Here is a 13,751-nt window from a genome sequence, read left to right as displayed (position 1 = left end):
TTTATTAAACAACTGGATTGGTGTTTTATAGGCGAGGTTATCTTAGGTGTCTGTAGACTGACCACAGAAAAGATGTGTAAAAAAATAACCAATCCAGTTTATCATTTAAAAACTGGACTGGTTAGATTCAACTATGAAAGAGTTAACCCATAATATTGTAACCGGAATCGACGTAGACGATCTCTCCTGTCACCCCACGGGAAAGGTGACTCATCATCGCTATCGTCATATCGCCGACTTCTTCCTGCGTCACGTTCTTTCTGAGTGGCGCAGTCTCTTCAATTTTACTAAGAATTTCGTTGAAAGATGGAACGCCTTTCGCAGCAAGCGTTCTAACCGCACCTGCAGAAATTGCGTTCACTCGAATATTATCTTTTCCTAGATCAGAGGCCAGATAGCGTACCGATGCTTCTAAGGAAGCTTTAGCTACGCCCATGACATTGTATCCATCGACAACACGCTCAGCTCCAAGGTAACTCATCGCAATTAATGCTCCACCTTCCTTCATCAATGGCCGGCTTGCTTTGGCTACCGCTACAAGCGAATACGCGCTTGTATCCTGGGCAAAAGCAAATCCGTCTCTTGACGTTTCAACGAAATCTCCTTTCAGATCCTCCGCATGAGCAAACGCAATGGAATGAACGACTCCGTGTATGCAGTCTACTTCTTCCCCAATCTTCTTAAATGCTTCCTGAATACTTTCATCCGCGTTTACATCACACTGAACAATCATTTTGGCTTCTAAGCTATTCTCTTCCAAGAGTTTTTGCAACTTTGAATAAGAACGATCTTTTCTATATGTAAAAATAACATTTGCTCCTGCTTGATAAAGAGACTTAGCCACTCCCCATGCCAGGCTGCGTTTATTGGCAACCCCCATGACAACAATGTTTTTATCTTTCAATTTCAATAAATCTTCCATGTCAACCTCCAGAGATAGTTGGTTTAGTACCTGGTACTAATCTTAGTATAGCATAAATGTGTTCACTCTATCCTCCGTCTTTTTTGAAAATACTAGTTAAGGAACAATAATTCTGAGTTACGGAACAATACGCCCTCTATAGGGAACAAAACCAAACGAGCTTACATCAAGTCTATATGACAGAACCTGCCGTTCATCGTATAAAAAGGATTGGAAGCCTGGACCCGAATCGGCTGTTGAAATATAGGACCATCAAAAACAAACGTATGGAATTCGCCGTTCTCCCCGCAAGGGTCCACTCCTTTTGGGAGCCGGTTCAAGAACTCTTTATCGTATGGAAGCCCAACAAGCGTTTCAGAAACTTTCTCCACATCTATTGTAGTTACAATTGACTGAAAACCTTGATTTAAAAAGTTCTCTGCAACTTTTTCTGTATCTCTTTTCCAAAGAGGATATAAAGGTTCCATATTGCACTTAGCAAGCAGGCGGTCACGGTAGTTCCTAATGTCATCAAGAAACAAATCTGCATAAACAATGGTGTGAATCCCCTGCATTTTCCACTGTTCAAACTGTTGTCCTAGTCTTTCTTCATATTGTTCGTTCGTCGCTTTGTCAGGCATTTCAATCTCATACAATGGAAGTCCGATCAAATCAGCTTGCTTTTTTATCAATGATCTCTTCACCTCATGAATAGGCAAGCGAGAAGACTGTTCAGAGAAAGTTGAGAAAAGCCCCTTCACTTCAAAGCGTTTATCATTCATCACCTCATACAAAGTAAGAGCACTATCTTTTCCTCCGCTCCAAGAAACAATTACTGGTTTCATACCTTGCCTCCTTTCTCTAACTTACTTCTAAAATAACATAGAAAAAATTCTCTGCCCTTAAGAGCAGAGATTCTTAAAATTTTCCTGTCCAGTAGGCTCCGTCTTCCATATGAACAAAAGGAAGATCGGTATCCACCTCTCCATGGATTTTTGCTTGAGCCAGGTCATCGCCCTGAAGCCAGTTATTAAAATCAAACTCTACAGGGGTTTGATCTCCTCCAAGCGCAAACCAAGCTTTCTTTTCTTTCGGTAAATATCCCGATGTATGTATTGTTCCAGCCCAGCTGCTATATAGTTTTGAAAATACTCCACCGTCCGTATCATTCATAAGACGGAATGCATCATAGGCAGTCTTTAACGAAGATCGGTTAGATTGGATGGCATCCATTCGCTTCAACGAATCCACCAGATGGTTGCGGTTTTCTTTTTTCATAATTTCAAAATGGTTCGTGCAAACATTTGCTTCCCTTACTTCTACGCCTCTGGGAGAAGCTTCAACGACGAAGGTTTGATTTGTAGAATCGAATACAGTGTAGCTAAAAGAGTGCCGGTGCGGGATTTCCTGCAACATCTTCACGGCTTCTTCCACATTCGCGCAGGACTCCAATACCAGACGTCCAATCATACAGCAGATAAATCCGTCTCCAGGACGCTTCCGGTGCATGAAATTATAACCCATGACCAATCCCTTTTCATTCATACCATCCATTCTGCCAGTAATTCGCTGAGTAGGACCAATGATGGCATACCCCTGGTCAGTCGGCTGAAAAAAACAGTACCGGCCTTCATATGTTTTCGGCATATAATCATAGTTGCGAATAAAATACCCATCCCCTGTCATAATCGAACAGCCCGAGCGCTTATAATCGATTCGGTAGCCACCGAATTCCATCATTACCCTCTCCATCGGCCATTCCAATGCGTCACGTAGTCCAAGTAATTCATCCCATACTCCCGGAGCGAAGCGGGTAATGGCTTCCTTTACCTCACTCTCTTCTACAGTGAAGCGTGGTTTTCTTACCTTCCATTGTTTTTCCCTATTTTTGACTGTCCAGCAATCCCGCAGCTTTTCTCCTTGCCAGTATCCAAAATCATAGTGCGTCCCTCGAAACTGTAAAATGTCGCTATGTATATGTTTCATGAAGATTTCCTTTCTCAGCTGTTTATAATTTAATCTACTTTATCATGTTTCATTTCCTTCAATAAAGCTAAAAGCTCTTCATTTTGTTCGACTTGTTTGTCTGTATTCTTTTTAATAAGACGAATCCAGCGAATAACGAGTGCGATCAATAGAGTAAAGGCTAAATAGATCAGCGCTCCAATAGGTGCCAAGTGCATCCTCTCCTCCCTAGGCATCCTTTTTTATATCTTCTTGAACCTCTTTGATTAACTCAGGATTTTCGTTAATTATTTTTCCAATGTAAAAAAACCCGCCTATAATGACAAACGTAATTCCCCAATTAATGATTTGACGCAGAATAATCCCTTTATCAAAAGCCTCTACTCCGTATTCAAGTATCAGCCAATACTTGATTGTAGCAAGCAAAAGATCCTGAATAGCAAAAGCCACTACGATCCAATTAAAAAAGATGGAACAGTTTCTTTTTATGAAATAACCGGCGGCTGAAATCTCTGTCATACCCTTGCAATTCACTGAAATCAAGAGCAAAATAAAGTGCGATCGGCTTCTTGATGACGATAGTGAATAAGAATAGTAAAGCTAATACATACGCATAGATCACGTTGTTCCAAAGCAATTGGATAGCAGACCCTGCCAATACATCAATCAAAGTGCCAGCAATGAGGGTAGATATCATATAGATTCCAAAGACGTTCACTTTTTTCAAGGCAATGAAACGAAAAACAGTGTAAATGATCCCAGGGATTGAGGAGAGAAGCATCGCATAATAATCCCCTATATAGTCTCTTGAGAGGTTCCACACAGCCAAAGGGAAGACAACATAACAAATCAGATCAAGTACTATAAACTTGCTTTGCTTCAAAACATTTGCCTCCTTCTACCGTCTTTATGTTAACTATACGTGATGAAGGTCCTGTGGTTTCAAAAGTCTCTGTTTTGATAAAATTTGACCGTAAACGATAAGAAATGCGAAGTCCTTCTAGTTTTCTGTAGCGTTTTTTGGTAGTCTTAAAAATGTAAGAAGCCGTAAGCGTTTTCGATAAACGAATATACACCAGACCATATAACAGCATGGATGGATTTTGAATAAGGTGGTGTGAAAATCATGAAAAGAGTTGTCATCCTTGGCGGCGGGTACGGTGGTTTGAACATCTTGCACGGACTGCTCGAAAACATTCCGAAAGATGTACATATAACCGTCGTAGATCGCAACCCCTATCATTCATTAAAGACCGAGTTCTATACGATCGCAGCAGGAACTGAATCAGACAGGCATGCTCGGGTAGATTTTCCAGTGCATGATCAAGTCGATTATGTGTTCGATGAAATTGAAAAAATTGATGTAGAAAACGAACAGGTAATCATCAAGAACCTGACTGAAAACATTCCTTATGATTATCTCGTAATTGGACTTGGCTGTGAAGACAATTACCACGGCATCGAGGGTGCAAGAGAGTTTACTGAAAGTGTCCAAACCTTCGCAAAGGCTCGTAGCGCAGGTTACTCGATCGGAAATCTTGGAGCATATAAAAATGTAACAGTAGTGGGCGCTGGCCTGAGCGGAATCGAAGTCGCTTCTGAAGTCCGTGAAAGCCGCTCCGATTTGAATATCCGATTGCTTGACCGTGGTGATACAGTCCTTAAAGCGTTCGACTCAAAGATCCAAAAGTACGTGGAGAAATGGTTTAAGGAAAATGACGTCGAAGTCATCCACGGAGCGAATGTAGAATATGTAGAAAAAGACGGCGTGTGCAATAACGGGATTTGCTACATGAACGATGTTACAGTTTGGACCGCTGGTGTCCGCCCAAACTTCCTCGTACGAGAGCTCCCTTTTGAAAAAGACAACCAAGATAAAATCATCGTCAACGACTTTTATCAGGTTCCGCACAGCCAAAATGTGTATGTTGTTGGTGACTGTGCCTCAGCGGATCATTCCCCAAGCGCCCAGTTAGCCGGCCAGCAAGGAGAAAAAATAGCCGAAGTCTTAACGGCCGTCCTCCATAACCGTGTACCAGAACGTCCAAGCGAATTGAAATTGAAAGGAACGCTTGGATCTCTTGGTAAGAGTGACGGATTCGGTAATATGATGCAAAAACCGATGACAGGTATGCTGCCTCGTTTGGCGAAATCGGGTGTGCTTTGGTTAAGCAAGCGACACTAAAAAAGAAGTGCCCTTTTGAAGGCACTTCTTTTTTTCGTTGTTAGATAGGTTTTTGCCTGAGTGGTTTTAAGTAATTTGAATTGGATGGTTTCCGTTCCCATTGGTGGAAGTAGGAGGTCCGGGAAATGGCTCGCTTTCCGTGGGCATGCGCTGAGCCTCCTCGAGCTAGCGCTCTCCGGGGTCTCCCCTGTCATGATCATCCCACAGGAGGCTCACCATTTCCCAGACCTCCTTGCGAGTGTTCAGAATAACGAAAACGCCCTGGAAGGGAGTAATAATCGATTTCTTTACCTTAATTTTCAGATTGAATGGATTCTTGCAAAAACCTTTTGATAGACTTTTTCACTTTCATTTGCAGGTAACTCTGATTGATAGAAATCCCTTACTTCCGTTTTATTAAACCCTACTAGATACTGAATAATCGTGCTGGTGTTGAATGGAGCCTGTTCATCTCCCTTATTGAGTAACGGGCCCAAGAAATCTAATTCTTCAGAACCAGGAGGCTTGCGAAATGAAGGACGTTTCAACACTTAGATTTAACAAAGGTTTTCCATTAAGCATGAACGTGATTCAATTGTTCTCCTAAATATTTCGCAAGCTCAAGCATTCCATAAACTCCAGCTTTTGCTTCAGCGTCTGAATTATAATTGGTGTTTGTGTTCACATCATAAGAATAAAGGTTTCCATCCTTATCCTGAATTGCTTCGATAGCGGCAACATCGATGTTATTTTCTTTCAAAAATGCTTCATATTGATCGATGATTTCTGGACGATAGTTTTCAAGGATTTCAAACTTTGCCTTAGGTTCTTCAGCTTCACTATCGGTCGGGCAGTAGAGATCTTCTATTGTGCAAGCATCTGCCGGGCATAATTCAAAGCCTTCAGATGTATCAACTTTCACTCCGTAAACGAATTTCCCTCCGACAAATTCATGACGGATGATAAAAGGTTCCGGCGCCTCAATATACTGCTGTAGCAAAGTAATACCATCAACAGGCTCTTCGAACGACGGACCTTCCAAATATTCCTTCAGGGCATTCTTCGAGTGAAACAATTGCACCCCCTGCCCTTTTCCAGCGCGGTTATGCTTTGTTATAAACGAATCCAAATTCAATTGGTCTGCTGCTTTCAAAATATTATTTCTACCAACAGCTGTGATGGTTTTTGGTGTTTGAATTCCAGATTGATTCAAAGCCATATATTGATTTACTTTACTTACTTCCAGCCTTAGCGCACGACTGCCGTTAATCACCGTTCTTCCATGGCGTTCAAGCCATGCTATGACGGCCTCTGTAAATTCAGGGGCAAAACGATGATCCCGGGTATGTGAAGAAGCACTTATTCGATTGTAAAAGACCCCTTCCGGAGGTTCACTCGTTAAATCAAGCGTTCCTTCATCCAGATGCCATAGCTCATAAGGCAGTTCAAGCTCCTCTAATCGCTCAGTCAAATGGCCGGTCCATTCGTCATTCTCGTGAAGTACATAAATTTTGCTCATTGATCCGACTCCTTTTCGCAGATGTTTCTTCTATTCTAACACATAAAACCTATTGAAATACTAGGAATAAGCTTTTAATAGTGCTTGATTAATCTATGAAACTGTGGCAAAGTGAAACTATAATCTACTTGTTCATCAACTTCATAGGTTTAATGTAGGGGGACCAGTGTAGCTGGTTGAGATTGTATCCTTTTTGATACTGACCCTTAGAACCTGATCTGGTTTATACCAGCGTAGGGAACATCTGAAACGAGTTCATTATCGTTATAGATATGCACCCTGGGTATGGTACAGGGTGCTTTTTATATGCCCTATTCCATATTCATAGGTTCTCCCTTTTGACCAGTAGTGATGAACTCAAATGGAGGGAATCTTATGAAAAAGTTATTCATGCTTGTATTGCTTGTTATTCTGCTTGGCGCATGTTCTAGCGACAATGAAGCAAGTTCAGAATCAAGCAGTGAACAGAAAGAAACTAAAGATATCAAGCTTGTACTGGATTGGACGCCGAATACCAATCATACAGGCTTATATGTCGCAAAAGCAGAAGGCTACTTCGAAAAAGAAGGGCTAAATGTTGAAATTATGTTACCAGGAGAAGCGGGCGCAGACCAGCTTGTCGCTTCAGGAAAAGCCGACTTCGGAATCAGTGCCCAGGAGACTCTGACGGAAGCGCGAGTGCAAGGAATTCCGATCGTCTCTATCGGAGCGATTATTCAGCATAATACTTCAGGTTTCGCTTCACCAAAGGAAAAGAACATCACCTCTCCAGCTGATTACGAAGGGAAAACGTATGGTGGCTGGGGTGCTCCAGTTGAGAAAGCTGTTCTTTCTTCTTTGATGCAGAAGGAAAATGCAAATGTGGAAGAAGTCGAAATTGTTAATATGGGGAACTCTGATTTCTTTACCGCTGTCGAACGTGACATTGATTTTGCCTGGATTTATTATGGATGGACTGGTGTCGAAGCCGAACTTCGCGGAGAAGAACTGAATATGCAGTACTTAACCGACTACTCGGATAAACTTGATTATTACACACCTGTTTTGACAGCAAATGAGAAAACAATAAATAATGATCCTGAAACGGTGGAAGCATTCATGGCAGCCGTTTCTAAAGGGTATGAGTATGCGATCGATCAACCTGAAAAAGCTGCCGATATCCTTATAGAGGCCGTTCCAGACCTTGACCCCGAACTTGTGAAAGCGAGTCAAAAATGGCTGTCCCCTAAATACCAGGACGATGCTAAGCAATGGGGAATCCAAGACTTAGAAGTATGGGAAAACTATGCGGCGTGGATGTACAGTCACGATTTACTAGATAAAAAACTAGAAGCGGAAAAAGCATTTACGAACGAATTCTTACCGGATGAGGAGGAAGAATGATGGCGAATTCTCTTGTGAGCATCCAAATTTTACCAAAGACAAAAGGTGGAGAAGATGTCATTCCTTATGTGGATCATGCGATCTCCATCATTGATGCTTCAGGTTTGAAATACGAGGTCCATCCTTTGGAAACAACGATCGAAGGTGACCTTACTGAGATCCTTCCCCTGATAGAAAAGATCAATGAAGCCATGGTGGAGCGTGGATGTAAAAACGTCATCTCTCAAATTAAGATTTTCTATCAACCTCAGGGAGCATCGATGGATCAATTGACGGAGAAGTACCGGTCATGAGACGCGTATTCAAAAAAGGATGGAGACCAGCTTCGGTCCTCATCCTTTTGCTCATTTTATGGGAAGGAAGCAGCCGGGCTTTTGACGTGCCTGAATGGTTATTACCTGCCCCATCAATGATTGCCCAAGAAGGAATAGCTGGCTGGAATAGTTATTCTCATCATCTTCTGTCAACGATTCAATTGACAATCACTGGCTTCTTGATAGGTGTAAGCGTGGGCCTGATCGTCGCGATTACTCTTCATCTAATCCCTGCTGTGAGAGATGCCGTTTACCCGCTTCTCATTTTGTCCCAAAACATCCCGATTATTGTACTCGCACCTTTGTTAGTGATTTGGTTCGGTTTTGGAGCTTTACCTAAACTGATCGTCATCGTTCTCGTCTGCTTTTTCCCTATCGCCGTTTCTGCAATGGATGGATTAAAGCAGACGACGCCTGAATTGAAACACTACATGCAAATGGCGGGTGCAACACAAGGACAGATTTTTCGTAAACTTGAATGGCCTCATGCCCAGCCATCGATATTTTCTGGTTTAAAAATTTCAGCCACATACAGTGTCATGGGGGCTGTCATTTCAGAATGGCTAGGTGCCAATAGAGGAATCGGAGTGTATATGACGTTAGCCTCCTCCTCATTCCGAACGGATCGAGTGTTTGTGGCCATCTTTTTGATTATGATCCTAAGCCTGCTCTTCTTTTTTCTTATCAATTTCATAGAAAGACAGTTGACGAAATGGCAAAGAAAAGGAGCTGGAGAATCCTATGAGTAAATTAATGATTGAAGAGTTGTTCAAGTCATTTGACAGACAATCCGTCATCCAAAATCTTTCGCTTCAAGTGGAAGAAGGCGAGTTCGTCTCGATTCTTGGACCTTCCGGCAGTGGAAAAAGTACGCTCTTTCACCTGATTGGTGGATTGTTTCAGCCTGACCATGGAAAAATCTTTTTAGATGGAGAAGAAATTACAGGGAAAAAAGGCTTCATCAGCTACATGCCGCAAAGTCCAGCGCTTTTTCCCTGGCGAACCTTACTCAACAATGTCGTTCTTGGTGGTGAAATAAAAGGAGAAACCAACCGTAAAGCTGCTTTAGAAATGATTGATAAAGCGGGGTTGAGCGGGGTTGAGCACTCTTACCCAAATCAGTTATCTGGAGGGATGAAGCAACGTGCTTCTTTCATTCGAAGTTTATTAAGCCCTCAGTCTCTCATTTGTCTTGATGAACCTTTCTCGGCTCTGGACGAATTTACGAGGATCGAAATGCAGGAATGGCTCTTATCGGTTTGGGAGGAAAATCAGAAATCTATTTTATTTGTAACACACAATATTGAAGAAGCACTTTTTTTATCAGACCGGATCATCGTTTTATCTGATCGGCCAGCACGAGTAGTCAAAGAGGTTGAAGTTCCTTTTTCTCGCCCTCGAGAGCAGTCCATACTATTAACGAATGAATTCTTAGAATGGAAAAAGGAAATCTTTCAAGAATTGCAGGTCCTCGTATGAAGCCTATCATAGATACACACATCCACCTTGATATGTATGAGGAATCGTTCAGAGATCAGATGCTATCTGAACTCGATCTATACTCCATCACCCAACTTATTGCTGTTTCCAATGACTTGCACTCTTGCTTAAGGACCTTGACTTGGTCTATGGAAGATCAAAGAATCAAACCAGCACTAGGGTTTCATCCGGAACAAAGCCTTCCGACAAATCAAGAAATAGAGCAAATAACGGACCTCATTCATCGGTACGCTAATCACATGGTTGCGATCGGAGAAGTCGGGCTGCCTTATTATACTCGAAAGAAAAACCCAGGCGTAATTCTCTCCCTATATGTTGAGCTGCTGGAGCATTTCCTGCTTTTAGCTAAGGAATTGGATAAGCCGGTAGTCCTTCATGCCATCTACGAAGATGCCGATCTCGTCTGTGACTTATTAGAAAAGCACGAGATGACGCGTGCACACTTCCACTGGTTTAAAGGCTCCGCTACTACCATTGATCGAATGAAAGAGAATGGTTATTTTATCTCCATCACTCCAGATTGTGTCTATGAAAAAGAAGTTCAATCCCTGATCAGAAATTATCCTTTAGACCAGTTGATGGTGGAAACGGATGGCCCCTGGCCATTTGAGGGCCCCTTTAAAGGAAAGATTACACATCCTAAAATGATTCATGATTCGGTAGAAAAAATTAGTGAGTTGAAAGGACTGCCGGCTGAGAATATATATAATCAGTTGTATAAAAACACGATAGATTTTTACAAAATTGATAGTTTTTAATGTAGAAGTTCGATCCTCTTCCGCAATTTGTTCACTTTTCTTTATTCCGACTAATACACTGTGTATAATAGGTCTTAAAGGAAGGTGAACGAAATGAGTATTCCAAAACCTCTCGTTCAAACTAATCAATTATTTATTGTGGTGACGGTCTTACTAGGAATCTTTATTCATCATGCGATCCTATTCTTCCCCTTTATTATTGGGGTCTACACGTTGATTACGAAACAAAACCCAATCATTTTAATCAGTAAGAACTTCTTAACTAAACCAGCAAATCAATATATTCCAGAGGATCGTGACCAGCAGATCTTTAATCAGTGGATTGCCACGATCTGCATTGGGCTGGCGATCGCTTTCTTTTATTTTAACTTTACTATTCTCGGGTACATCTTTAGTGCCATGGTTGTTACCGCTGCAGGTGTCGCCCTTCTAGGTTTCTGCATCGGGTGCACGATCCGTTACCGGTATATGATGTGGAAACACCAACGCATGACTTCCTAACAAAAAGCCTGCCTTTTTTTATGGGCAGGCTTTTTGTTATAGTCTTCTACTGTGTATTTCCAACGGCCGGGATAGGCTGTTCCTTGAAGATTTTGGCTAAATGCATTGTATTGTAAGCTAACATTTCAACATGACTCTTCGTAAAATCATTTTCAATGCCATTTGCCTCGATGTACGAAGGACCTGGTCCTGCTTCCCCTACCCAGTAGGCATCTACATTAGGGGGGATGACGAATCCCATATGAGACATGCGATAAAGAATTGATTGTGCCGCATTTTTAGCACCATCTTCATTTCCCGTAATGACCGCGCCAGCTACTTTGTTATAGAAAACCGATTGTCCTTTTTCATTCGTTTCACTAGCGCTGCCGTAAATCCTTTCAAGAGCTTTCGTTGCAATACTGCTTTTCTCCCCTGACCAGACGGGTGTACCTATTATCACAATATCTGCACCTTTTAGTTTTTCAAGAATCTGCGGAAATTCGTCTCCGTCACCTAAATCCTTGTCGATCCCATAAGGAATATAGTAATCCGCTAATCGAACACTTTCGTGGGCAATCCCTTCTTGGTCGTAGATTTCACCAACCTCTTTCCACAAAGCCTCTGTATTCGATTGTTCCTCTGAATTTTTTAATGATGCATTTAGAAATAGCGCTTTTATTTGGCTCATATTACTCCTCCTTTCCCATTTCCTTACCCCGATCTAAGTAGTGTAAATCATTGGAAAACAGGGTAAAGAAAATAATAAGTATAAAGATAGGAGGATATTTATGAACGAATATAAATTAGGTGAGAAAGTCGCTGATTTTACTTTACCTACTACTTCAGATACTGAATATTCGTTTGAAGACTTTAGAAAAGACAATGGAGGCTATTGGCACTTGCTTATTTATTTCAGAGGCTCCTGGTGCCCTGCATGTATGGAAGAATTGAAAGAACTCCAAGAAAGCAAAGGGTATTTTGAAGATAAACAAATTAAAATAACAACGATATCGACAGACCATTTAGACAGCCTGAAAAAAATGGTTAATGAGCACGACTTTACTTTCCAGGTGCTGGCAGACCACAATTTATCCTTTCTAAAAGAGTATGGTGTCCATTATCACGATGAAAGCAGCCCTTATGAAGATCACGGAACTCACGGAGAACCAGCATACTTTTTAACAGATGAGAATGGAAGGCTTCTTTATCAGCAAAGGCAGACTAATCCTTTTGGTCGCCCACACCCTAAAGAACTAAGAAAAATCATTCAATACATTAAGAAAAACTTAAAATAAACACGCAACCGAGTCCTCCATCCTGGACTCGGCTTTTTCGTATAAAATGTACAACAAACCGGAAAACTAGGATTTCTAAATCAGAAGTGTTTTACGATTATAACTATGGGGAATTTATGCATTAACTGTAAGATGGAGGGTGTTGAAATGAAAGGGATAGCCGCAGAGAACAGCATTCATTGCGAGACGGAATACTCGGCTCTCAAACGAGTGATTGTAGTAAAGCCAGCATTCATGAAAATTAACGAAGTGATTAATGAAACACAAAAACACTACGAAGAAACCAATATTGATATTCCTCTCGCGTTAAATCAACATGAGACATTTGTGAACACTTTAAAGGAACACCAAGTAGATGTCTGCGAACTTCCCACAGAACCGGATTTACCCGAACAAGTCTTTACAAGAGACATTGCTTTTACGATTCACGATCAGCTTTTTATAGCATCCATGGGCGAAGAAGTACGTCAAAGTGAAACCGAAATTCTTAAATCCTGGCTTCAGAAATACGGCTTACCTTTTCAAGAAGGGTTTTCAGATTCCATTGAAGGCGGCGACGTTGTTATCGATGGCAAAACCATTTGGGTTGGAAAAAGTGGTCGGACTTCGTTTAGCGCTATCGAAGAACTGCAATCCCTGCTTCCATCCTATAAGATTGAACCCTTATCTCTGACAGAAGACATACTTCACCTTGATTGCGTGTTTAATATTATTAGTGATGATACAGCTCTGCTTTATCCACCAGCTTTTACTTCGTCAGATTTGAGTAAAATTAAATCTCAATTTCATATCATCAACGTTACAGAAGATGAAAAATTCCATATGGGTCCTAACGTTCTTTCGATTGGCAACAAAAAAATCATAAGTCTATCCCAAAACGAAAGGCTAAACAGCGAGTTAGAGTCTCACGGCTATACCGTGATTTCTGTAGACTTTTCTGAAATTATCAAATCAGGAGGAGCTTTCCGCTGTTGTACGCTCCCTTTGCAGAGACAAGAATAAAAAAGAGTTGGAGATCACACACGTGACCTTCAACTCTTTTCTCATTTTCATCTACTGATTGATCACATTAATAAACTTTTTGGCATCCTCTTCGGAATAGTCTCCGGCGATTTGTATGGAATCACTATCGACGACTTGATTGATTCTCGGCGAAGCTATTTTCTTATCTCCCAAATAAACAACTCGCTTTCCTGCGGGGGAACTGGCAAGCCACCTCAGTCACTACGCTCCTTGTGGTGTCTCGCCCAGCTCCATCTCCCGCGGGAGTCTCGTCGTTTTCCCGCACACCTAGCTGTTAACAAGGTTACGGTCCCATCCAATAGGAGCAAAAGGGATCCTGAGTCAGACGAACTTTATATCAAACGGCGGGATTAATTTCTATCATTAGAAAGGCCCTGCAAATTGAAGTAATTAATCTCTTGATTTCTCCAGTGTACCTACTATATGGAGATTTGATGTTTTCTACC

The 13,751-nt window shown here is 41.5% G+C and carries 18 protein-coding genes and 1 riboswitch; of the genes, 9 read left to right on the top strand and 9 right to left on the bottom strand.

Going from position 1 to position 13,751, the window contains the following annotated elements; all coding sequences use genetic code 11:
- Positions 1–142: 142 nt before the first annotated feature.
- The 6 genes from fabI to ACRYKC_RS06500 form a co-directional block, all read right to left on the bottom strand.
- Positions 143–922 (bottom strand): enoyl-ACP reductase FabI, encoded by a 780-nt coding sequence (gene fabI, locus ACRYKC_RS06525; protein WP_433805931.1) that lies wholly within the window; start codon positions 920–922, stop codon positions 143–145.
- Positions 923–1,083: 161 nt separating this feature from the next.
- A complete protein-coding gene (locus ACRYKC_RS06520) occupies positions 1,084–1,746 on the bottom strand; it encodes a Dph6-related ATP pyrophosphatase (RefSeq protein WP_433805930.1) in 663 nt (220 codons plus the stop codon).
- A gap of 73 nt (positions 1,747–1,819) precedes the next feature.
- Positions 1,820–2,887, bottom strand: coding sequence for a C45 family autoproteolytic acyltransferase/hydrolase (locus ACRYKC_RS06515; RefSeq protein ID WP_433805929.1), 1,068 nt, complete (start codon positions 2,885–2,887; stop codon positions 1,820–1,822).
- Between the two features lie 29 nt (positions 2,888–2,916).
- Positions 2,917–3,078, bottom strand: a complete 162-nt coding sequence (locus ACRYKC_RS06510) for a hypothetical protein (RefSeq protein WP_433805928.1) — start codon at positions 3,076–3,078, stop codon at positions 2,917–2,919.
- A gap of 16 nt (positions 3,079–3,094) precedes the next feature.
- Positions 3,095–3,316, bottom strand: a complete 222-nt coding sequence (locus ACRYKC_RS06505) for a hypothetical protein (protein WP_433805927.1) — start codon at positions 3,314–3,316, stop codon at positions 3,095–3,097.
- Between the two features lie 10 nt (positions 3,317–3,326).
- Positions 3,327–3,749, bottom strand: coding sequence for a VC0807 family protein (locus ACRYKC_RS06500; RefSeq protein WP_433805926.1), 423 nt, complete (start codon positions 3,747–3,749; stop codon positions 3,327–3,329).
- 243 nt (positions 3,750–3,992) lie between these two features.
- On the opposite strand from ACRYKC_RS06500, the gene ACRYKC_RS06495 reads away from it, so the two are divergent.
- Positions 3,993–5,051: an NAD(P)/FAD-dependent oxidoreductase gene (locus ACRYKC_RS06495; RefSeq protein ID WP_433805925.1), complete on the top strand. Its 1,059-nt coding sequence runs from the start codon at positions 3,993–3,995 to the stop codon at positions 5,049–5,051.
- Positions 5,052–5,604: 553 nt separating this feature from the next.
- On the opposite strand, the gene ACRYKC_RS06490 is transcribed toward ACRYKC_RS06495, so the two are convergent.
- Positions 5,605–6,549 carry an ATP-grasp domain-containing protein gene (locus ACRYKC_RS06490; protein WP_433805924.1) on the bottom strand — a complete coding sequence of 315 codons (945 nt, stop codon included), beginning with the start codon at positions 6,547–6,549 and terminating at the stop codon, positions 5,605–5,607.
- Positions 6,550–6,695: 146 nt separating this feature from the next.
- Positions 6,696–6,806, top strand: a riboswitch (TPP riboswitch).
- Positions 6,807–6,924: 118 nt separating this feature from the next.
- On the opposite strand from ACRYKC_RS06490, the gene ACRYKC_RS06485 reads away from it, so the two are divergent.
- From ACRYKC_RS06485 to ACRYKC_RS06460, 6 genes are all read left to right on the top strand, one after another.
- Positions 6,925–7,932, top strand: coding sequence for an ABC transporter substrate-binding protein (locus tag ACRYKC_RS06485; protein WP_433805923.1), 1,008 nt, complete (start codon positions 6,925–6,927; stop codon positions 7,930–7,932).
- Entirely contained in the window at positions 7,932–8,225 is a 294-nt protein-coding gene (locus tag ACRYKC_RS06480) for a thiamine-binding protein (RefSeq protein ID WP_433805922.1), read from the top strand. Before ACRYKC_RS06485 ends, ACRYKC_RS06480 begins: the two co-directional genes overlap by 1 nt.
- Positions 8,222–8,995 (top strand): ABC transporter permease, encoded by a 774-nt coding sequence (locus ACRYKC_RS06475; RefSeq protein ID WP_433805921.1) that lies wholly within the window; start codon positions 8,222–8,224, stop codon positions 8,993–8,995. Before ACRYKC_RS06480 ends, ACRYKC_RS06475 begins: the two co-directional genes overlap by 4 nt.
- Complete coding sequence (locus ACRYKC_RS06470) at positions 8,988–9,725, top strand: ABC transporter ATP-binding protein (protein ID WP_433805920.1); 738 nt, start codon at positions 8,988–8,990, stop codon at positions 9,723–9,725. The genes ACRYKC_RS06475 and ACRYKC_RS06470 overlap by 8 nt, the downstream gene beginning before the upstream one ends.
- Entirely contained in the window at positions 9,722–10,504 is a 783-nt protein-coding gene (locus ACRYKC_RS06465) for a TatD family hydrolase (protein WP_433805919.1), read from the top strand. The genes ACRYKC_RS06470 and ACRYKC_RS06465 overlap by 4 nt, the downstream gene beginning before the upstream one ends.
- Positions 10,505–10,597: 93 nt before the next feature.
- Positions 10,598–11,005: a DUF4395 domain-containing protein gene (locus tag ACRYKC_RS06460; RefSeq protein ID WP_433805918.1), complete on the top strand. Its 408-nt coding sequence runs from the start codon at positions 10,598–10,600 to the stop codon at positions 11,003–11,005.
- Between the two features lie 46 nt (positions 11,006–11,051).
- Here ACRYKC_RS06460 and ACRYKC_RS06455 read toward each other — a convergent pair whose 3' ends face one another.
- Positions 11,052–11,675: a flavodoxin family protein gene (locus ACRYKC_RS06455; protein WP_433805917.1), complete on the bottom strand. Its 624-nt coding sequence runs from the start codon at positions 11,673–11,675 to the stop codon at positions 11,052–11,054.
- Between the two features lie 100 nt (positions 11,676–11,775).
- Here ACRYKC_RS06455 and ACRYKC_RS06450 point away from each other — a divergent pair, with 100 nt between their 5' ends.
- Together ACRYKC_RS06450 and ACRYKC_RS06445 are read left to right on the top strand one after the other, a co-directional pair.
- Positions 11,776–12,282, top strand: a complete 507-nt coding sequence (locus tag ACRYKC_RS06450; RefSeq protein ID WP_433805916.1) for a peroxiredoxin family protein — start codon at positions 11,776–11,778, stop codon at positions 12,280–12,282.
- A gap of 147 nt (positions 12,283–12,429) precedes the next feature.
- Complete coding sequence (locus tag ACRYKC_RS06445) at positions 12,430–13,284, top strand: dimethylarginine dimethylaminohydrolase family protein (RefSeq protein WP_433805915.1); 855 nt, start codon at positions 12,430–12,432, stop codon at positions 13,282–13,284.
- 51 nt (positions 13,285–13,335) lie between these two features.
- On the opposite strand, the gene ACRYKC_RS06440 is transcribed toward ACRYKC_RS06445, so the two are convergent.
- Positions 13,336–13,458 (bottom strand): hypothetical protein, encoded by a 123-nt coding sequence (locus ACRYKC_RS06440; RefSeq protein ID WP_433805914.1) that lies wholly within the window; start codon positions 13,456–13,458, stop codon positions 13,336–13,338.
- Positions 13,459–13,751 lie beyond the last annotated feature (293 nt).

The sequence above is a fragment of the Halobacillus sp. A1-3 genome, assembly GCF_050971765.1.
GTDB classification, from domain to species: domain Bacteria; phylum Bacillota; class Bacilli; order Bacillales; family Halobacillaceae; genus Halobacillus; species Halobacillus mangrovi_B.
The sequence above is the reverse complement of the archived record's forward strand: the minus strand, read 5'-3'. Positions and strand labels throughout refer to the sequence as shown.